This window comes from Paracoccus sp. JM45, assembly GCF_003590715.1.
Classification (GTDB): domain Bacteria; phylum Pseudomonadota; class Alphaproteobacteria; order Rhodobacterales; family Rhodobacteraceae; genus Paracoccus.
The window spans coordinates 116,460-133,423 of the sequence record NZ_QQVY01000002.1 but is presented as its reverse complement, the minus strand read 5'-3'; the positions used below and the strand labels follow the sequence as shown (position 1 = coordinate 133,423).

The window sequence follows — 16,964 nt, the reverse complement described above, 5'->3', positions numbered from 1 at the left end:
GGCGGGTCAGTTGATGGTAAAGGGCTGCTGGAAACCGTAAGAGGCGTCGGTCAGCTGCGCGGGCGCCGCAGGGCAGCTGCGGGTGCGCTGGACGGCGCGCAGCACCTCCTGATCGACGCGGGGATTGCCCGTCGACCCCGCAACCGAGGCTGACTGCACCCGACCGTTGCGCGCCACCCTGACATTGATCACAGCGCGTGCGCCGCGTGCGCCGGTCACGCGCGACAATTGGCGTGCAAGGCAGGCATTGATCTGGGCGCCCCATTGCTGGGTCAGGCTGGCGCGGGTTTGGGCACTGACGCCACCGCCACCGCCGCCCTGATTCGATCTGGCGCTTTGACCACCCTGTCCGGCGCGTTGGGGGGCGGCGGGTTGTGTTCTTGCAGGTTCGGCGGTGCGCGTCGGGGCGGCCTGCTGGCGTGCCGGTTGTTGCCGTACGGGCTGGGGCTTGGGGCGCGCGGGTTTGCGGTCGGGGCGTTCCGATGCCGCCAGCGCCGTGTCCGGCAGAATCTCTGGCGGGGTCATTTCCTGCAATTCCGGCAGGTCCAGCGTGGCCGGATCGATGCGCGGCGCGGGCGGGGGTGGCGGCAGATTGGGGCGGGCATTGCTGGCCTCGGGCGGGGCCATGTCGGGCATGGCAGCCATCTGGGGGGCAATGTCTTCTGGCGTTGGCAGGTCGTCGGTCGCGGTCTCGACCTGGGGCTGGGTCATTTCAGTTGCGATTTCGGTCTCGGGCGGGGTTTCCCAGTCCTCGACCATGGCCTGCATCTCGACCCCGCCTGCGGCAAGCGTGGCGGGGGTGCTGGCAGGGGCAGGCACAGCCTTGCCCTGTTGCAGCTGGTCAGGCAGCAGGAATGCCGCCGCCGACACATGCAGCGCCGCCGCGATGGTGAAAAAGCCTGCCGTTTCCAATGTGCGACGCGAGAACATGACCTAGCCCTTATTGACGACAAGCTGCGCGCCGCTGTCGGTCACGCTGCGCAGGTGTTTCAGATGGGCAGCCAGCATGGCGGCGGGGGTGGTGGCATCGGCGCGGATCTGCACAGGGGCATTGTCCTGACGATCGGCAATCAGCGGCCAGACGGCTTCGCCCCGCGCCTCGTTCCACGCCAGATCGCCCGTGGCTGAAATATAAAGCACATCCAGCGTATGCGTCGTTTCATCGGAACTGCTGTCCGGCGGGGTCAGCGGAAACGGGGTCGAGGGCGAAATCTGTGCTGTCAGCAAAAAGAAAATCAGCAGCAGGAAGACGACGTTGATCATCGGAATGATCGATTCGCCAGGCGGTTTGCGGCGGGGCATGTCGATATGCATGGTCTACTCCACCAGAATCATATTGGTGATGCCGCCTTCGCGCAGCGCATCCATCACCGTGACCAGACGTTGCAGGTCGGCATCGTCGCGCGGGCGCAGAATGACCGCATCCGAAGGTTCGGGCAGCAATTGGGTGACGGCAGCGACCAGATCGGCGGGCGCGATGGCTGTGCCGTTCAGCAGGATGTCATCGGGGGTGACATCGACCAGACGGGGCACACCCTGCCATTCGGTGGCGGCACCCTCGGCCCCGCCAGCGATGGGCAGGGCAACATCCGTGCCAAAGCGCGATGCCAGCATGAAGAAAATCAGCAGCAGAAAGACGACATCGATCATCGGCGTCAGCGACATGCGCCGCGGGTGGCGTCTTGGCCCCAGATCGAAACCGCCTTGGGTCATTCCGCAGCCTCGACCAGACGGGCGGGGGTTGCGGGCTGGCGCTTGACGAAGACGCGGGTGGCCAGATCCTCAAGATCGGATTGCAGGCGGTCGCTGATGCTTTCGAACCACGACAGCGCGACGCCTGCGGGAATCGCCACCGCCATACCGGCAGCCGTGGTCAGCAGCGCGACCCAGATGCCGCCTGCCAGATCGGACGGATCGGCCTGATTCCCCGAGGTTTGCAGCACCTGAAACGCCGAGATCATCCCAAGCACCGTCCCCAGAAGGCCCAGCAGCGGTGCGATGGTGGCAATCAGCTCCAATGCGCGCAGACCTTCGCGCGACCGGTACAGGGTCTGGCGGGCGACGCGTGCGGTTTCCTCACGTGCGGCATTGTCGTCAAAGGCCGGATCGAGCGAGGTGCCGATGGCGGCCTGCGCCACCCGTGCCCGCGCCGAGGGACGCCCGCGCACCTGTTCGATCGCCCCACGGCGGTCGCCCCTTGCCCAGAGTTCCAGCGCGCGCCGCGAATGGCTACCGCCCCAGACGCCCAGACGCCACAGTGACAGGACCTTCCACAAGATCACCGCCAGCAGGATGACCGACAGGGCCGCAATCAGCCACATCGTCCAGCCGCCGTCGCGGATCATCGCAAAAAGCGGGATTTGCGTCAGGGATGCCATTATCTTGCCAAGTTCGTTCATGGGGTGTTTCCTTGGGCCTGGCGGCGCTGCCGTCCGCAATCTGCAATTTCTGCCTGAAATGGTCAGGATTGATGTCGGATTAACGTAACCATACTAAAGATGTCAAGAATAGGGGGGCCGGAACGGATTTACCCTTGCTGCGCGTGCCATCCCACGCGAAGTTCTGCCGATGAGCATTCCTGTTGTGATCCTTGCTGGCGGACGGGCCACCCGTATGGGCGGTCAGGACAAGCCATTGCTGGCCCTTGCCGGTCGGCCCCTGCTGTCGATCATTCTTGACCGTCTGGACGGACATGATGGTCCGGTGGCTTTGAATGCCAATGGCAATCCGGCCCGCTTTGCCGCATTTGGCCTGCCGGTCCTGCCAGACAGCCTTCCCGATTATCCCGGCCCCTTGGCGGGGGTCCTGGTGGCAATGGATTGGGCGGCGGGGCTGGGTGCATCCTCGGTTGTGACCATCGCGGGTGATACGCCGTTTTTCCCGTGCGATCTGGTGGCGGGGCTGGACCGCGCAAAAGAGCCGCATGGTCTGGCACTGGCCGCGACGCGTGATGCAGGGGAAACCCGTGATCATCCGACCTTCGGGCTGTGGCCGGTCAATCTGCGTGATGACCTGCGGGCGACGCTGGCCCGCAACGAAGGCCGCGTCCGCAGCTTTGCCGCGCGGCATCAGGCAGGGCAGGCGGTCTGGGACGCAGCGCCCTTTGACCCCTTTGCCAATATCAATACCCCCGATGATCTGGCACAGGCCAAGGTGCAATTTGCCGCGCTTTGACCAGATCCTGATTGTCGATTGGTCGGCGGCGGGCAAACCGTGCAAGGGCGCGAATTCCATCTGGATCGGCAGTGACCGGGCAGATGCCGTGAACCCCGAAACCCGCCAGCAGGCGTGGAAACTGCTGCGCTGCCGGTTGTCATCGGCGCAAAAGGCGGGGCAGCGGGTGCTGATCGGGGTGGATTTTGCTTTTGGCTATCCCGCTGGCATGGCGGAACGGATCACGGGGCATCCTTCGGCATTGGCCATATGGGACCATCTGGCGGCGCTGCATCAGGATGACCGCACGAATGCCAGCAATTACCGCGATGTGGCCGCGCAGATGAACCGGCAGCTGGGCCGCGCGGTGTTCTGGGGGAACGGGCGCAAGGAACAGATTGCCGATCTGCCCCGCCTGAAGCCACTGGCCCATGATCTGCCACCGCATCGCATCACCGAAACCGCGATCACCGTCGCGCGCCCCAAATCGCCCTTCCAACTGGCGGGGGCGGGCTGTGTCGGTGCGCAGAGCCTGACCGGCATCCCTTGGCTAGCCCGCCTGCGCGACCGCCCCGGTGCCAGCGTCTGGCCATTCGAGGATTGGCAGCCCGCCGATGTCGTTCTGGCCGAGGTCTATCCTTCGATCATCGGGGCGCAATTGCGCAATGCCGCTGGCTTTGACTGTATGGATCAGGCGCAGGTTACCGTGCTGGCCCGCGCCCTGAGGCGGCTGGATGACAGCGATGCGCTGATGCCGCTGTTTCGTCCCGACCCGCGCATCACTGACCTTAAAGGCGAGGGCCAGATCCTTGGCACCGGTCATGAAGCCACCCTGCAGCAGGCCGCAGCGCAGGTGCTGTCCGGCGCTTAGCGTGGTGGCGCGGTAGAGCGTCCGACAACCAGTTCCGCCTCCAGCAGGTCCTGCGTGGCGGGGGCGTTTCTGGGCCCTATACGCTCGATCAGCCGTTGCGCGCAAAGCCGCCCCGCCATCCTCACCCCTGACCGCATGGCCGTAAAGAACGGCACCGTGTCGCGGTTGGCATAATAGGACAGGTCATCGTCGAAAGTGACCACCGACAGATCGACGCCAAGCGTCAGGCCGCATTCCTCGACCGCTTGGCGGATGCCGGTGGCGATGGTGGTGGCCGAACACAGGATCGCGGTCGGCGGATCGGGCATGTCCAGCAACCGCAGCGCCTGACCATAGCCATAGGCCGCCGTCATTTCGCGGGACGCCATCAACGCAGGGTCGGTGGACAGGCCCGCATCGCGCAGGGCCGTCAGATACCCTTGGCGACGGCGATGGGCAAAATCAAAATCCTCGATCCCGTTCAACAGGGCGATGCGACGATGGCCCAGTTGCAGCAAAAAGCCGGTGGCGCGTTCAAAGGCGCGCTGGTTGTTCACATCGACCCATGAATAGGGGGCGTCATGCCCCGTCACGCGACCATGCACGACATAGGGCAGGCCGATACTGTCCAGCAGCGCGGGCCTGCTGTCGTCATGGCGGGGAAACTGGACGATCACCCCGCCGATCAGCCCTTTGGATTTCAAACGGCGATAGGCCTGCGCCTGTTCGTCATCGGCCACCATGCTGAGGTTGATGTCGAAACGGCGGGCGGAACATTCCTCGCCCGCGCCGGCCAGAAAATCGGCATAGATCGGGTTCACAATCTCGGACCGGCCGGTGACGGGGATGACGCAGCCGATGATGCTGGCATGACCGGTTGCCAGAAACTGTGCATGGGCATTGGCGGCATAGCCATGCTGGCGGGCAGCCTCGATCAGGCGTGCGCGGGTCTTCTCGTTCACCTCGGGGTGGCCGTTCAGCGCGCGGCTGACGGTGGTCTGGGACATGCCCACAAGCTTGGCGAATTCTTTCAGCGTCATCGTCCTGCGTATCCTGCCGCGACGCGATGCCGCATTCTTATCCTGCCACGTTAGTGCAGAGCATTGCATAACACGACATCGGTCGCCTGCTTTCAAGCATCCCTTGTGATCGAGATTGACATTCCACCCTGTGCCCCGTCGAAATCGGGGGGTGCAACTTTCCCCGGCCACGTCCGTGTCTTGGCAATGACAGCAGGAGACAGACCCGTGACCGACCTATCCCGATTTCCCCCCGTGCCCCAGATGACAGCGCCCGGCCCGCGTGCCCGCATTGCGGTGATTGGCGGTGGAATATCGGGGCTTGGCACCGCTTGGTTGCTGGACAAACACCACGATGTAACGGTGTTCGAGGCGGAAACCCGCCCCGGTGGTCACGCACGTACGGTCGATGCCCTGGGCACACCTGTCGATACCGGTTTTATCGTCTGCAACCGCCGCACCTATCCGCTGTTCATTCCGATGCTGGAACATCTGGGCGTCGGGCTGGAGCCGTCGGATATGACGTTTTCCGCCAGTTTTGGCGGGGGGCGCTATGAATATGGCACCGCGACCACTGCGGCATTGTTTGCCCAGAAGATCCGCGCCTTGGACCCGCGCCATTTGCTGATGCTGCGCGATATCCTGCGATTTTTCCGTCAGGCACATGATTTTCAGGACAGTGGCCTGACGCTGGGGCAGATGCTGGCAAAACTGCGCCTTGGCCGCGACTTCCGCGAGATGTTCTTGCAGCCGATTTCCGGCGCGATCTGGTCGACGCCTTCGGGCGATATGCTGGATTTCCCCGCTGCCAGTTTCGTGCGCTTTTTCGACAATCATGGGCTGCTGTCTGTCAGCGGCCAACCCGACTGGCTGACGGTGACGGGCGGGTCGCGGTCCTATGTGCAGGCCATCATCGCCAGCCTGCGCGGGCAGGTTCGGTTGGGGGCACCTGTCTTCAAAGTTATCCGCAAAGGACATGGCGTGACGGTCGTTACCCCCAAAGGTGCCGAAGACTTCGACCGCGTCGTCTTTGCGACCCATGCCCCGCAAAGCTTTGCGATGCTGGATCATCCCGATGCACAGGAACGCGCCATTCTGGGCAGCTTCCGCACTCAACCCAACCGCATGGTGCTGCATTCGGATGAACGCCTGATGCCGCGTCGCAAGGCGGCATGGGCATCGTGGAATTACATCACGCAGGAACGCCGCCCCGTGCCGGACCAGCCGATCAGCCTGTCATACTGGATGAACCGCCTGCAGAATTTGGACACGCCCAAGCCGTTGATTGTGACGCTGAATCCGGAATTCGAACCGCGCGACATCCACGATCAGGCGATGCTGGCCCATCCGCAATTCGACGATGCCGCGATGGCAGCACAGCGGCGCTTGCCGTCGATTCAAGGGCGGGGCGGGGTCTATTACGCGGGTGCTTGGACGCGCTATGGCTTTCACGAAGACGGCTTGCTGTCGGCCCTGCGTGTGGCGCAGGCTATGGGAATCGAATGGCCGCTTGGCCAGGACCCATGGGCCAAGGAGGCGCAGGCTGCATGACCCGAACGCGGAACGCCGCATTGATCAAAACCCGCATCTGGCATGGCCGGCGGGGCGATGTGGCGCGTGATTTCCGCTATGATGCGACCTATCTGGCTGTGCCGGTGACCGGTTTTGATGCGGGCGATCTGCCCATCGTGGTGGATCGCGCATCCCCGTGGCAATTGCGCCGCCGTGATTTCGGCGCGCGCGACGGATCGTCACTGCAAGCCTTCATCATGGGCTTGCTGGAACCTGCGGGCCTGTCTGATGCCTGCAATGTCACGCTGGTCACGACGCCACGGACATCGGGTTATGGCTTCAATCCGGTCAGCTTCTGGCTGTGCCGCGATGATGCGGGCGATCTGCATGCCGTGCTGGCCGAGGTGTCGAACACCTTTGGCGAACGCCATCTGTATCTGTGCCACCGCTCCGATCTGGGCGTGATCGACAGCAGTGACCGCCTGACGGGTGACAAGCTGTTCCATGTTTCACCCTTTCTGCCGCGGTCGGGGCGCTATGTCTTCCGCTTTGACGCAGGGCCGGACCGCTTCGGCGCTTGGGTCGACTGGATCGGCGCGGATGGGGCAGTCAAGCTGGGGACCTCGATGGTGGGACCGATGCGACCGATGACGCCGCGCGCCGTCCGCGCTGCCGCCCTGCGCCACCCGTTTCAGGCACAGCGGATCATGGCGCTGATCCATTGGCAGGCCGCGCAACTTTTCGGGCGCGGCGTCCGTTATTTGAAAAAGCCCGTGCAGAAGGCCGTCAAGGCCTCAGACGCGGCCACGCTGGATCGTGGCAAGGGATCATAAGACAGGGGATGACGAATTACGATGCTGCTGCAAGGACGACTGTCACGCCAGTTTCTGGAAACCGCCGAGCGTATCGAACGCGGCACGCTGACCATCACCACGCCTGACGGGGCGATCCATGCCTTTGGCGGCAAGGAACCCGGCCCTGATGCGCAGTTGATCATCCACGATTGGCGCATGGTGCCCGCATTGGCGGCCAAGGGCGATATCGGCATGACCGAGGCTTACCGCGACGGTTGGTGCGACACCCCCGATCTGGAAGCCCTGCTGACCGTTGCCCTGCTGAACGAGGATGTGCTGGACCGCTATATCTATGGCAACCGGTTGCAGGCGATGGCGGCCAAGGCGCTGTATTTCTTCAACCGCAATACCAAGGCCGGATCGCGTCGCAACATTCAGGCGCATTACGATCTGGGCAATGAATTCTATCGTCTGTGGCTGGATGACAGCATGACCTACAGCTCGGGCATCTATGCGCCGGGTGATGATCTGATGGCGGCCCAGCACCGCAAATACGACCGTATCATCGACAATCTGTCAGGCAATTCGGGCAGGTTGCTAGAGGTCGGATGCGGCTGGGGCGGCTTTGCCGAACGGGCCATGGCGCGGGGTGATTTCGCGCCCAAGGGCCTGACCCTGTCGGTCGAACAGGCAGAATATGCCCGCAACCGTCTGGGGCAGGGTGCCGATATCGCCCTGCAGGATTACCGCGACGAGGCTGGCAAATACGACCATGTCGTCTCGATCGAGATGTTCGAGGCCGTGGGTGAGAAATTCTGGCCGGTCTATTTCGGCAAGCTGGGGAATGTGCTGGCCGACAAGGGCCGGGCGATGATCCAGACAATCACTGTCGCCGACCGCTACTTCGACCGTTATCGCAGCGGGCCGGACATGATCCGCAGCTTTATCTTCCCCGGCGGCATGCTGCCCTCGCCCACGCGTTTTCAGGCCGAGGCCGCCCGCGCCGGTCTGCGGGTCGAAGACAGCTTCGGCTTTGGCCGCGACTATGCCCGCACTTTGCGCGAATGGCTGGTGCGGTTTGACGCCGCTTTGCCGGAAATCCGCACCCTTGGGTTCGATGATGCTTTTATCCGCGTCTGGCGGTTCTATTTGGCAGCCTGTGCGGCATCTTTCGAGGTTGGCCGGACAGATGTGATCCAGTACCGCCTTGCCCATGCGTGATCCCCTTCGGCCAGCGGACCCTCCGCGGGCCGAGGTTCTGGCCTATGGCGCGCTGGCAGCACCCTTGGCCTTTGGCGGGTTGCCATTGTATATCCACGCGCCGGATTTTTACGCCGCCGATCTGGGTGTCGGGCTGGCGGCACTTGGTGTTGTGCTGGCCGCCCTGCGGGCCGTCGATGCTGTGCAAGACCCGCTGGTCGGTTGGGCGGGCGACCGCTGGCCCCATGCGCGGCCCGCGATGATGGTGACAGGCGCGGTGGCGCTGGTCGCCGGCGTCGCGGGGCTGTTCGCGCCCTTGGGTCTGCCACTGCTGGTCTGGTTCGCGCTGATGATGGTGCTAGCCAGTCTGGGACACAGCCTGATTTCCGTAAACCTGATGACCTATGGCGGTGTGTGGCGCGATGCCCCTGCGGCCAAAGCCCGTATCAGCGGGTTTCGCGAAGGCTTCGGTCTGGCAGGGCTGATTCTGGCGGTATCACTGCCTGCGGGGCTGGCGGTTGTGGTGGGGCGCCAGGCGTCCTTGTTGGCGCTGGCCTTTGCTCTGGCGGTCGGGATGATGATCTGTCTGCCCATGTTCCTGCGCTGGCTGCGCGGGGCCAGCTTTGATCTGCGTGCCATGCCGGATTCCGCTTCGGTCAGTCTGCGAAGCTTTGGTCCCTTTTATGGGGTGGCGGGGTTGGTGTTACTGTCAGCGGCCTTTCCTGCTGCGTTGATCCTGATGCTGGTCCGTGACCTGTTAGGGGCCGAGGAACTGGCGGGTATCTTTTTGCTGGCCTATTTCATCGCAGCCCTGCCGGGGGCGGCGCTTGCCAGCCATCTGGCTGGACGCATCGGCGCGGTGACTGTCTGGACGGGCGCACTGACCCTTTCGGTGGTGGGCTTTGCCAGTGCGTTGGCGTTGGGCCAAGGGACCGTTGGCCTGTTTTTCGTCATCTGTCTGCTGACCGGCCTGACCTTTGGTGCCGATCTGGTCCTGCCCCCTGCAATCCTGTCGGCCCGCATCGGTGATACGGGCAGTGCGGGTATTGCCACGCGTGCCCATGCGGGGCTGGCCTTTCTGACCAAGGCGGCGCTGGCGCTGGCAGGGGCGATTGCGTTGCCGTTATTGGCACAGGCCGGTTTCAGGCCCGCCGAACAGAATCCGGAACAGGCACTGGATGCATTACGTTGGCTCTATGCGGGTCTGCCGCTGGTGCTGCGTGTGCTGGCGATTGCCCTGCTTATCAATTTTCACCGGAAGGGTCGGATATGAACAGCAGCACCCCCGAACGCATCTGGATCATCGGTGCCAGCGACGGCATCGGGCTGGCGCTGGCCAAAGCCTATTCCGCGCAGGGGGCGCATGTTATCCTGTCCGCGCGCAGTCAAGATGCATTGGACAAGCTGGCCGCGCAATTGGGCAATGCCAGCGTGCAGGTGCTGGATGTCTCCGACCGCGCGACGGTCCAGACAGCCGCCGATGCCATACTGGCAGTCGGGCCGGTTGATCGCATCATCCATCTGGCCGCGATGTATGATCCGGGTCGGATTGCCGATCTGGATCCCGATAAGGCGGCGCAAATCGTTACGGTCAATCTGACCGGCAGCTTTCACATCGCCCAGATCGGACCCAAGGTCCTGCGCAAGGGGGGCCAATTGGCGCTGACCGGATCGGTTGCGGGCTATGTCGGGTTACCGCAAGGGCAGATCTATTCGGCCTCCAAGGCGGGGGTGATCAATCTGGCGGAATCGCTGCGGGCCGAACGCAAGGATCTGGACATCCGTCTGATCTGCCCCGGTTTCGTGGAAACCCGCCTGACCCAGATGAACGAATTCAAGATGCCGGCCATCATGAAGCCTGAAGCCGCTGCCAAAGCCATCGTCAAGGGGCTGGCCTCGGGTGGGTTTGAAGTGCATTTTCCCCACCGCCTGACGCGCTCGCTCAAGTTTATCCGTGCCTTGCCCTATGGGCTGTCCATGCGCCTGACCCGCCGCCTGAGCACCGAGGAGTAAGCCATGCAGAACCGCACCCTTGCCCTGCTTGTTCTGGCGGCAACCATCGCCTTTGCGGTATCGCCGATGATCTTTCCGGGCTTTGCCGGTTACAGCGCCGACCAGTTTCCAATTCCGCAGCAAGACCCACCTGTCCAACCGGCGGGCTGGGCCTTTTCAATCTGGGGTATCATCTACCTGTGGCTGATCGTCGGTGCGGCATTCGGGGTGTGGCGGCGTGTGGATGACGACGACTGGGCGTCCATGCGGTCACCTTTGCTGGTCAGCCTTGCGGTCGGTTTTCTGTGGATCCCTGTGGCACAATATCTGCCCGGTCTGGCAACGCTGATGATTCTGGCGATGCTGGCGTCGGCGCTGGTTGCCATGTTGTGGGCGGGGCGTCAGGACCCGTGGTTCGAAGGGCGACCCGTTGCGCTTTATGCAGGCTGGCTGACAGCGGCGTCAGGGGTATCTATCGGCATCTGGCTGGCGGGGCACGGCATTCTGGGGCAGCAGGTCGCGGCCATCCTGTGCCTGACCGGTGTCTGCGCCCTGGCGCTGTTTGTGCAATCACTGCGGCCTGAGGAATGGGCCTATCCTTTGGCGATCATTTGGGCTTTGATCGGGGTGATTGCTGCAAATATATCTTCGGGCAATTGGACCATCGTGGGTCTGGCGGGTGTTGGTGCCGTCCTGCTGGCAGGTCGCGCCCTGATGTCCCGACGCCTTCCATAAGCGGAGCATGATCATGAAACGCCGCCTTTTCCTGTCCCTTGCCACCGCAATATCGGCTTGGGGCCTTGCGCCGGGAACGTCCCGTGCGGCGGATGCGCCTGTGTTCAGCTTCCCGTCAATCGATGGCGGGGAATACGAGACTGCAAAATGGCGCGGCAAGCCGGTGCTGGTCGTCAATACCGCCTCGCTTTGCGGCTTTTCCGGCCAGTTGACCGAAATGCAGGCCCTGCACGAGGCTTATGGCCCGCGCGGACTTGTCGTACTGGCGGTCCCTTCGGATGATTTCCATCAAGAGCTGGAAAGCGCCAAAGAGGTCAGCGATTACTGCCAGATGGAATATGGCATCACCCTGCCGATGACCGATATCCTGCCCGTGGCCAAAGGCGATGTGCATCCGTTCTATGCCTGGGTCCGGCAGCAGACCGGTTTTGTCCCGAAATGGAACTTCAACAAGGTGCTGATCGGGCCTAATGGTGCTGTTCTTGGCAGCTGGGGGTCCTATACCAAGCCGGACGGCCCGCAGATCAATGCGCTGTTCACGCCCTATCTGGACGTCTGAGGCCTACCAAGGGACGCGTTGGCCTTTCCAGTCCCAAAAGCTGCCGCTGTCGTCTGGAGACAGCCCTTCGATCACCCCCAGCAAGGCCTCGGCGCTGTCATCGGCGCTAATCGTCGGATAGCGGGCCGCGTATTTGCGGGTCAGCGGGGTTTCCACCGTGCCCGGATGCAGGGCCACCAGAATGGCGTGGCGGTTGCGGCGGCGGTATTCGATGGCGGCTGTATGCAAAATCTGGTTCTGCGCGGCCTTGGCGGCGCGATAGGACACCCATCCGCCCAGACCGTTGTCGCCGATCGACCCGACCCGCGCCGAAAGAGAGGCGAAGACCGACCGCCGGTCCGAGGCCAGCAAAGGCGCGAAATACCGGATCGCCAGCGCAACACCCGTTGCATTCAGCGCGAATTGCGCGGCCATCGCCTGCGCGTCCACGGCGTCCATCGACTTTTCGGGCTGATGGCCATCGACGACCAGCGCACCGGTGGTGTTAAAAATCAGATCGAAGCGGTCGTCTGCCAACCGCGCCGCATGATCGGCGACGCTGTCCGACGCTGTCAGGTCCAACCCGTCGCCACTGCGCGACAGGCCGGTCACATCACCGCCCGCATCGCCCAACCTTTGGCACAGGGCAGCACCGATGCCACCCGATGCCCCGATAACCAGCGCCCGCATCAGGTGAACCAACGGGTAATCATGACGCCCGCCCAAGCCGAGGCCCCCGTCAGCGCACCGCCCCACAGGGTATCGGTGATCACCTGTTCCCACGACCAGTCGCGCAGCGTCGCCAAATTGGTGAATTCATAGGTGCCATAGCACATCAGACCGATCAGAACGCCGCCGATCAGCGCCTGTGTCGGCTGGTTTTCCCGCAAGGCGGGCAGCGATACGAAATACAGCACTCCGACGATATACAGCGAATAAAAGAAGGCCGCCGGACCCAGGCGGAAAGGGTCAGCCAGCAGATCGCCGACATGGCGTTCGAAAACGGGGCGGATCAGCTTGGTGATGCCCACCGCATCCACGCCCAGAAAGATAACCAGAGTCGAGATATAGAGGATAACCATCTGCATGGGATATTCCTTCAGGATTTCAATTGCTCGTATGCGGTCAGGGCGCGGGCGCGACCCTCGGCCAGTGAAATTGCGGGCATGGCACGTTTCTTCAGATCGATTTGCCATGATTTCGGGACAGCTTTTGCGAATTCCTGTGCGCCGGTTTCTTCCGGCGACAGCCAATGGTCGCGATAGGCGGATTTGCCGTCGAATTTATCCGCCTGCGTGTCGGGGTTGAACACACGGAAGAAAGGCGAGGCATCGGGACCGCAGCCCGCCACCCATTGCCAGTTCATCGCATTGGATGCCGCGTCCCAATCGATCAGGCAGCGGGCGAACCAATCCAGCCCGACCTTCCAATCGGTCAGGTAATGTTTGGTCAGATAACTGCCGGTGATCATGCGCACACGGTTGTGCATCTGCCCCGTGACATAAAGTTCGCGCATTCCTGCATCGACCATCTGCACACCGGTGCGCCCGCGACGCCAGTTTTCGGCGTCGTTATTGTCGCGCTTCCATGCAAAATCGTTCCATTCGGGCCGCCAGCAGGTCCGGTCCATTTCGGGCATCTCATGGAATAATTCGCGGGCAAATTCGCGCCAGCACAACTCGGACAGGAAATGGTCGATGCCCTGTTTGCCATCCTGAAAATCCGGCTGGCAGCGGTGCCAGATGCGGCGCGCACTGATTTCCCCGACGGCCAGCGCGTCCGAGATATTCGATGTCGCACGCGGTCGCCACGGCTGGTCACGGTGTTCTTTGTAATCGGGCAGCTGGCTGTCCAGAAATTCTTCCAGACGGGTGTGGGCCTCATCCTCGCCCGGGCGGATATGTTCGGCCATGACATCCCAACCGCGATCCATGGCGGCGCGGGCCTCGGGCCAGTCGGGGCCGTCGCTGTCGGGCCATGTATCGGGCGATGACAGGGCGGGGGTCGGCAAAGGGGGCGCGATATCCGTCTGGCGGACAGCCTTCCAGAAGGGGGTAAAGACCTTATAGACGCCACCGGTTTTCGTCAGAACAGACGCCCGCGGCACCAGATCGGCCAGTTCATGCAGGTGCAGCGTCGCACCGCCGCGTTCGACCGCCGCCTGTAACCCGTGGTCGCTGGCAAAGGGAAAGCCGATGGTGGTGTGGACAGCAGTTGCGCCGGTTTCGCGGGTGATCTGTTCCAGCACCTGCGCCGGATCGCCGCGCCGCACGATCAGCTGGCTGTGACGTTGATGCAGCGAGGCCTGCAAATGCGGCAGTGACATGGCCTGACGTTGGGCGCTGGCCGGATGGTCGCGCGCCTCGGCCGGATCAAGGATCACCAGCGGGATCACATCGCCATCCTCGGCGGCCGCGACCAGCGCGGGGTGGTCATCCAATCGCAAAACCCGCCTGAACCAGCAGATCACCGTCATCGTCTTCTCCTTGTTGGTCTTGTGACAACACGCGCCAAAGCGCCGAAAGTTTCATGCGATCGGCAAGGTCCAAAGCCGATGCGCGGCATTGTCACACCTGTCAGGGGTGGTATAGCTGGTGGATCATCCGTTCCAGAGGCCCCCCGACATTGCCTGATCATGCACAATCCCTTGGTTTCGTCTCTCTTGTTTCGGCGGGACCGGGTGATCCCGAACTACTGACCCTGAAAGCCGCCCGTCGTCTGGCCGAGGCGGATGTCGTGCTGTTCGATGATCTGGCGTCAGGTCCGGTGCTGGACCATGCGGGCCCCGATGCCGAACTGATCGCGGTGGGCAAACGCGCCGGTCGCCCCTCGGCGCGGCAAGAGGCGGTGAACGACCTGATCATCCAGCACGCGCAGGCCGGTCGCCGCGTTGTGCGGCTGAAATCGGGCGATGCGGGCATCTTTGGCCGGTTGGAGGAAGAACTGGTTGCCCTGACGCAGGCAGATATTCCCTTTGAAATTATTCCCGGTGTGACATCGGCCAGCGCGGCGGCGGCGGCCATCGGCATGCCCCTGACGCGCCGCCTGACGGCACGTCGGGTGCAGTTCGTGACAGGTGCCGATGTGACGGGACATTTGCCCGGTGACATCAACTGGGCGGCATGGGCCGATCCCGCCGTAACGACGGTCGTCTTTATGGGCCAGCGCAGTTTTCCCAAACTGGCACAGGGGCTTATCGAACACGGCCTGTCCGGCGACACCCCTGCCATCTTCGCCGAGGCGGTCGGCCATCCTACACAGCGGCTGGTCAAGACGACGATCACCGGTCTGGCCGATATGCTGCGGCAGGGACCGGTCAGCCAGCCCGGCCTGATCATTTACGGCCCGCTGGCTTTGCCACCCCATCGCGGCTGAACGCCGTTTGCAAGGGCTGCGGATCAGCGTCTTGCATAAAATGCAAATAAAGCGGTGCTAGCCAAAGGGATAGGTTAAGGCCATCTTCACGGTATCCCGACTCATCCCGCAATCCCGGCTTTCATAAAAAACATCATGATCGAGTATCGCCACGTGACCACCTTCGGTGTCACGCAACAGCGCTGGCTTGCCAACATCACCGACCTTGCGCTGGTCGTGGTGGATGGTCAGATGATGCTGGTGGTCGCAACGCAGCTGGGCGGAGGCGTCAGCAGCTATGCGATCGGGGGGGCCGACAAACCGATCACCACATTGCGCAACCGCGCCTATCTGGACAATGCCACCTATCAGGGCCCACCAGAGCTGTCGGTGATTACCCTCGACGGGCACAGTCTTGTCCATGTCAGCCAGATGGGCGGCATTGCCGATCAAGCGACCGAGCTGCGGTCCAACAACGGCGCGCTCGGGCAGTTTCAGGCGCTGTTCAAAAGCAGTCTGGGGCCATCACTGACTGCATTGGGTCAGGTCGGCACCGCTCAGGGGCAGATCGTCTATTCCGCGCAGGATGGCGGGATGCGGTTGCAGACGCATCAACTGTCAGTGGATGGCAAATTGACCCTGAAAGGGCAGGTCGATCTGTCCGTTCCTGCAGGCAGCACCGATGCGACGCTGGACAAGGTGATTGATCTGACCGTCAATGGCCAGAAGATGCTGGTGACTGTGTCGGGGAACGGAAACTTCATTTCGACCCACCTGATGTCGGACAGCGGCAGTCTGGGGGCTGGCGTTGTGCATGTGGCTGCGCGCGGGGCGGGTTATGACATTCCGACCGATATCCGGTCTGTGACGGCAGGGGGAAACAGCTTCCTGATTGTCGCAGGATCCGGATCGGGGTCCCTGACGGTGTTTCAGGTCGACGCCAAGGGCCAGCTGACCACCACCGACCATGTGCTTGACGAGGCCACGACCCGCTTTCAATCAGTGACAGCGCTGGAAACCGTGCAAATGGGCGGGCGCAGCTTTGTCTTTGCGGGTGGCGCCGATGACGGCATATCTGTCTTTACAGTGCTGCCGGATGGCCGGCTGCTGCATCTGGAAACGATTGCCGATACCGATGCCATGACTTTGGCCGATGTCAGCGATATTCAGGCAGCAGTGCAGGGCGGGCAGATCATGTTGTTTATCAGTTCCGCGACTGAAACCGGCATTACGCAGCTGGTCTTCGACCCCGGATCAATCGGGACAACGGCGATTGCCGGAACGGGCAGTGTCACAGGCGGGAACAACGGCGATCTTCTGGTGGCCGATGCGCGCACCACCCGGCTGGAGGGCGGAAGTGGCAATGACATTCTGGTCGCCGGTGCGAACCCTGTCACCCTGCAGGGCGGTTCGGGCGCGGATATCTTTGTGCCGTCACGCGTGAAGGGCCGGATCTCGATCCTTGATTACGATCACGGGGTCGACCAGCTGGATCTGTCGATGCTGGGCAATATCCGCAGCATCTGGCAGTTGCGGTTCATTCCCACGGCGAACGGCGTGATGATCATCTATGACGAGACTATTCTGGATATCCAGACGCGTGACGGGCGGTCATTGACCATCAACGATTTTTCGAACGCGCTGTTTCCGGTGGCCCATTATGTCCTGCCTGACATCGACCCCGTTACCATCCGTCCCGAAGATACCCCTTCGGACAAACCGGAATGGCTGTTTGGCACGGATGGGCCCGATCGCCTGCTGGGGGCTGGCGGATCGGATGTCATTACGGGCGGGGCGGGCAACGATACGGCATCGGG

The 16,964-nt window shown here is 62.8% G+C and carries 18 protein-coding genes and 1 pseudogene; 11 read left to right on the top strand and 8 right to left on the bottom strand.

Translation table 11 applies throughout. The annotated features are described in order from the left end of the window. Nucleotides 1–6: 6 nt before the first annotated feature. Genes DWB67_RS04385 through DWB67_RS04370 form a run of 4 tightly spaced genes read right to left on the bottom strand, consistent with a single transcriptional unit; the run spans nucleotide 7 to nucleotide 2,399 of the window. A complete protein-coding gene (locus tag DWB67_RS04385; RefSeq protein WP_119806304.1) occupies nucleotides 7–930 on the bottom strand; it encodes a cell envelope integrity protein TolA in 924 nt (307 codons plus the stop codon). 3 nt (nucleotides 931–933) lie between these two features. Beyond that, nucleotides 934–1,314 (bottom strand): biopolymer transporter ExbD, encoded by a 381-nt coding sequence (locus tag DWB67_RS04380; RefSeq protein WP_119806303.1) that lies wholly within the window; start codon nucleotides 1,312–1,314, stop codon nucleotides 934–936. Nucleotides 1,315–1,317: 3 nt separating this feature from the next. Beyond that, nucleotides 1,318–1,713 carry a biopolymer transporter ExbD gene (locus DWB67_RS04375; protein WP_119806302.1) on the bottom strand — a complete coding sequence of 132 codons (396 nt, stop codon included), beginning with the start codon at nucleotides 1,711–1,713 and terminating at the stop codon, nucleotides 1,318–1,320. Further along, nucleotides 1,710–2,399: a MotA/TolQ/ExbB proton channel family protein gene (locus DWB67_RS04370; protein WP_255418552.1), complete on the bottom strand. Its 690-nt coding sequence runs from the start codon at nucleotides 2,397–2,399 to the stop codon at nucleotides 1,710–1,712. The genes DWB67_RS04375 and DWB67_RS04370 overlap by 4 nt, the downstream gene beginning before the upstream one ends. Nucleotides 2,400–2,568: 169 nt before the next feature. Between DWB67_RS04370 and mobA the strand changes: the two genes are divergently transcribed. Beyond that, complete coding sequence (gene mobA / locus DWB67_RS04365; protein ID WP_119806301.1) at nucleotides 2,569–3,174, top strand: molybdenum cofactor guanylyltransferase MobA; 606 nt, start codon at nucleotides 2,569–2,571, stop codon at nucleotides 3,172–3,174. Then, complete coding sequence (locus tag DWB67_RS04360) at nucleotides 3,161–4,024, top strand: hypothetical protein (protein WP_119806300.1); 864 nt, start codon at nucleotides 3,161–3,163, stop codon at nucleotides 4,022–4,024. Before mobA ends, DWB67_RS04360 begins: the two co-directional genes overlap by 14 nt. Here DWB67_RS04360 and DWB67_RS04355 read toward each other — a convergent pair. Beyond that, nucleotides 4,021–5,043, bottom strand: coding sequence for a LacI family DNA-binding transcriptional regulator (locus tag DWB67_RS04355; protein WP_119806299.1), 1,023 nt, complete (start codon nucleotides 5,041–5,043; stop codon nucleotides 4,021–4,023). The genes DWB67_RS04360 and DWB67_RS04355 overlap by 4 nt on opposite strands. A 207-nt stretch (nucleotides 5,044–5,250) precedes the next feature. Here DWB67_RS04355 and DWB67_RS04350 point away from each other — a divergent pair, with 207 nt between their 5' ends. Genes DWB67_RS04350 through DWB67_RS04320 form a run of 7 tightly spaced genes read left to right on the top strand, consistent with a single transcriptional unit; the run spans nucleotide 5,251 to nucleotide 11,814 of the window. Next, entirely contained in the window at nucleotides 5,251–6,573 is a 1,323-nt protein-coding gene (locus tag DWB67_RS04350) for an NAD(P)/FAD-dependent oxidoreductase (RefSeq protein WP_255418551.1), read from the top strand. Beyond that, on the top strand, nucleotides 6,570–7,367 hold the full coding sequence (locus DWB67_RS04345; RefSeq protein WP_119806298.1) for a DUF1365 domain-containing protein: 798 nt from the start codon (nucleotides 6,570–6,572) through the stop codon (nucleotides 7,365–7,367). The genes DWB67_RS04350 and DWB67_RS04345 overlap by 4 nt, the downstream gene beginning before the upstream one ends. A gap of 21 nt (nucleotides 7,368–7,388) precedes the next feature. Further along, nucleotides 7,389–8,549 carry a cyclopropane-fatty-acyl-phospholipid synthase family protein gene (locus DWB67_RS04340; protein ID WP_119806297.1) on the top strand — a complete coding sequence of 387 codons (1,161 nt, stop codon included), beginning with the start codon at nucleotides 7,389–7,391 and terminating at the stop codon, nucleotides 8,547–8,549. After that, nucleotides 8,542–9,801 (top strand): MFS transporter, encoded by a 1,260-nt coding sequence (locus DWB67_RS04335; RefSeq protein WP_119806296.1) that lies wholly within the window; start codon nucleotides 8,542–8,544, stop codon nucleotides 9,799–9,801. The genes DWB67_RS04340 and DWB67_RS04335 overlap by 8 nt, the downstream gene beginning before the upstream one ends. Continuing rightward, complete coding sequence (locus tag DWB67_RS04330; protein ID WP_119806295.1) at nucleotides 9,798–10,541, top strand: SDR family oxidoreductase; 744 nt, start codon at nucleotides 9,798–9,800, stop codon at nucleotides 10,539–10,541. Before DWB67_RS04335 ends, DWB67_RS04330 begins: the two co-directional genes overlap by 4 nt. Before the next feature lie 3 nt (nucleotides 10,542–10,544). Continuing rightward, nucleotides 10,545–11,255, top strand: a complete 711-nt coding sequence (locus DWB67_RS04325; RefSeq protein WP_119806294.1) for a tryptophan-rich sensory protein — start codon at nucleotides 10,545–10,547, stop codon at nucleotides 11,253–11,255. Between the two features lie 13 nt (nucleotides 11,256–11,268). Next, nucleotides 11,269–11,814 carry a redoxin domain-containing protein gene (locus DWB67_RS04320; RefSeq protein ID WP_255418550.1) on the top strand — a complete coding sequence of 182 codons (546 nt, stop codon included), beginning with the start codon at nucleotides 11,269–11,271 and terminating at the stop codon, nucleotides 11,812–11,814. A 3-nt stretch (nucleotides 11,815–11,817) separates the two neighbouring features. Here DWB67_RS04320 and DWB67_RS04315 read toward each other — a convergent pair whose 3' ends face one another. From DWB67_RS04315 to DWB67_RS04305, 3 genes are read right to left on the bottom strand one after another with little or no spacing between them, the layout of a single operon-like run. Continuing rightward, a complete protein-coding gene (locus DWB67_RS04315) occupies nucleotides 11,818–12,483 on the bottom strand; it encodes an SDR family NAD(P)-dependent oxidoreductase (protein ID WP_119806292.1) in 666 nt (221 codons plus the stop codon). Next, nucleotides 12,483–12,881 carry a DUF2177 family protein gene (locus DWB67_RS04310; RefSeq protein ID WP_119806291.1) on the bottom strand — a complete coding sequence of 133 codons (399 nt, stop codon included), beginning with the start codon at nucleotides 12,879–12,881 and terminating at the stop codon, nucleotides 12,483–12,485. The genes DWB67_RS04315 and DWB67_RS04310 overlap by 1 nt, the downstream gene beginning before the upstream one ends. 11 nt (nucleotides 12,882–12,892) lie before the next feature. Further along, nucleotides 12,893–14,269, bottom strand: a complete 1,377-nt coding sequence (locus DWB67_RS04305; RefSeq protein WP_119806290.1) for a deoxyribodipyrimidine photo-lyase — start codon at nucleotides 14,267–14,269, stop codon at nucleotides 12,893–12,895. Nucleotides 14,270–14,322: 53 nt separating this feature from the next. Here DWB67_RS04305 and cobA point away from each other — a divergent pair, with 53 nt between their 5' ends. Both cobA and DWB67_RS04295 read left to right on the top strand, forming a co-directional pair. Then, nucleotides 14,323–15,168, top strand: a complete 846-nt coding sequence (cobA, locus tag DWB67_RS04300) for a uroporphyrinogen-III C-methyltransferase (RefSeq protein WP_119806289.1) — start codon at nucleotides 14,323–14,325, stop codon at nucleotides 15,166–15,168. 135 nt (nucleotides 15,169–15,303) lie between these two features. Next, a pseudogene (locus tag DWB67_RS04295) lies at nucleotides 15,304–16,964 on the top strand (hypothetical protein); the annotation flags it as partial.

Excerpts from the sequence above, each read along its gene's own strand:
- DWB67_RS04385 (WP_119806304.1), bottom strand. The coding sequence starts at position 930 with ATGTTCTCGCGTCGCACATTGGAAACGGCAGGCTTTTTCACCATCGCG.
- DWB67_RS04380 (WP_119806303.1), bottom strand. The coding sequence starts at position 1,314 with ATGCATATCGACATGCCCCGCCGCAAACCGCCTGGCGAATCGATCATT.
- DWB67_RS04375 (WP_119806302.1), bottom strand. The coding sequence starts at position 1,713 with ATGACCCAAGGCGGTTTCGATCTGGGGCCAAGACGCCACCCGCGGCGC.
- DWB67_RS04370 (WP_255418552.1), bottom strand. The coding sequence starts at position 2,399 with ATGAACGAACTTGGCAAGATAATGGCATCCCTGACGCAAATCCCGCTT.
- mobA (WP_119806301.1), top strand. The coding sequence starts at position 2,569 with ATGAGCATTCCTGTTGTGATCCTTGCTGGCGGACGGGCCACCCGTATG.
- DWB67_RS04355 (WP_119806299.1), bottom strand. The coding sequence starts at position 5,043 with ATGACGCTGAAAGAATTCGCCAAGCTTGTGGGCATGTCCCAGACCACC.
- DWB67_RS04345 (WP_119806298.1), top strand. The coding sequence starts at position 6,570 with ATGACCCGAACGCGGAACGCCGCATTGATCAAAACCCGCATCTGGCAT.
- DWB67_RS04340 (WP_119806297.1), top strand. The coding sequence starts at position 7,389 with ATGCTGCTGCAAGGACGACTGTCACGCCAGTTTCTGGAAACCGCCGAG.
- DWB67_RS04335 (WP_119806296.1), top strand. The coding sequence starts at position 8,542 with ATGCGTGATCCCCTTCGGCCAGCGGACCCTCCGCGGGCCGAGGTTCTG.
- DWB67_RS04330 (WP_119806295.1), top strand. The coding sequence starts at position 9,798 with ATGAACAGCAGCACCCCCGAACGCATCTGGATCATCGGTGCCAGCGAC.
- DWB67_RS04325 (WP_119806294.1), top strand. The coding sequence starts at position 10,545 with ATGCAGAACCGCACCCTTGCCCTGCTTGTTCTGGCGGCAACCATCGCC.
- DWB67_RS04320 (WP_255418550.1), top strand. The coding sequence starts at position 11,269 with ATGAAACGCCGCCTTTTCCTGTCCCTTGCCACCGCAATATCGGCTTGG.
- DWB67_RS04315 (WP_119806292.1), bottom strand. The coding sequence starts at position 12,483 with ATGCGGGCGCTGGTTATCGGGGCATCGGGTGGCATCGGTGCTGCCCTG.
- DWB67_RS04310 (WP_119806291.1), bottom strand. The coding sequence starts at position 12,881 with ATGCAGATGGTTATCCTCTATATCTCGACTCTGGTTATCTTTCTGGGC.
- DWB67_RS04305 (WP_119806290.1), bottom strand. The coding sequence starts at position 14,269 with ATGACGGTGATCTGCTGGTTCAGGCGGGTTTTGCGATTGGATGACCAC.
- cobA (WP_119806289.1), top strand. The coding sequence starts at position 14,323 with ATGCGATCGGCAAGGTCCAAAGCCGATGCGCGGCATTGTCACACCTGT.